Raw genomic sequence first — 1279 nt, 5'->3', positions numbered from 1 at the left:
TAAATTCCAACGGCCAAATGCTTACAGGCTGGCAGCAAGTTGGTGGTAAGTGGTACTACCTCAATCCTAGTAGTGGAAGGATGCATACGGGGTGGCTTTACTACAATAATCAATGGTATTTATTTAATTATTCAGGTGAAAAGCTGACCGGTAAAGCAACTTTTAACTCTTCTCTCTGGTATTTGAACGAACATACTGGAACACTATATGAGCCTCAGCAAACACCAAAAACATGGGCTCAGCAATACATTGTAGAGGCAGCATATGCAATCCCTAGCCCTGGCGCAGGCCTATGCGCCATGTGGGTTTCCCAAGTTTACAGCAAGGCTGGACTTGGTTGTCCAGAGGGGGATGCTCGTGACATGTATTGGCAATACTGTATCAATACAGAGATGAGTGACTTAAAAGTTGGCATGATTATAGGAGTACCTTCTCACAGTAATACCTATCTTGGGGAAATATATGGCCATGTATGCATCTATGTTGGTAACAACATGGTGATGGACAATGTAGGTTATATAAGAACTATGCCGCTTAATGCGTGGCTTGGACATTACGCCACAACCTATACCCCAAAATGGGGCTGGGCAACTTCGTATAATATGTACTAAATACAAATGACCAATCTAGTAGGCATTCTGTGCGCGTACTAGATTGGTCACATACTGGTACCCATATTTTAATTGCCAGGTAATCCTACTGGAGACTTACCACACTACAACCTTCGAACCTCTTGGAACCGTATCATAAATCCATTTAGCATTTCCAATGGCAAGGCGTATACATCCATGCGATAAATGCTGTCCAAGACGACCATCTTGAACTCTAAAAGTACCTGGATAATAAAGAATAGAGTGGAAAAGATAGTCTCCATAAAACTGCGTATAGTAATAGCAGCTGTAGCCACGGCCAAAGACATAGCCCTTTGATTGAACAGTAAATTGACCTTTAACCGTAGGCGTGGATGGCTTTCCTGGACTACAGATAAACTCTCTTACGGGACTCCAATTATTATAAGAGCCATAATATACAGCTACACGACAGCCTGAGGTATCAACAAGAATTAAATAGTTTGTAGAGCTGGAATAGCCTTGCGCATAGGTAAACATGTCATAGTACTGAGTACTTACTTCAATCCAATGACCATCGCTTGCTAAGAAATAGTACGCTTCACCATCCCAAGTCCACCCCGTATGCATCCTTCCACTACTAGGATTGAGGTAGTACCACTTACCACCAACTTGCTGCCAGCCTGTAAGCATTTGGCCGTTGGAATTTA

At 42.6% G+C, this 1279-nt stretch carries 1 protein-coding gene and 1 pseudogene; one reads left to right on the top strand and one right to left on the bottom strand.

What is annotated here, in order from left to right:
• A pseudogene (locus G469_RS09195) lies at positions 1-611 on the top strand (L,D-transpeptidase); the annotation flags it as partial.
• 96 nt (positions 612-707) lie between these two features.
• On the opposite strand, the gene G469_RS08130 reads toward G469_RS09195, so the two are convergent.
• Positions 708-1279 (bottom strand): L,D-transpeptidase (locus tag G469_RS08130; RefSeq protein WP_156908397.1); only part of this gene is annotated, 572 nt, incomplete at its 5' end.

Source organism: Atopobium fossor DSM 15642 (assembly GCF_000483125.1).
In the GTDB taxonomy this organism is placed as follows: domain Bacteria; phylum Actinomycetota; class Coriobacteriia; order Coriobacteriales; family Atopobiaceae; genus Atopobium; species Atopobium fossor.
This window is presented reverse-complemented; position numbering and strand designations above follow the sequence as displayed.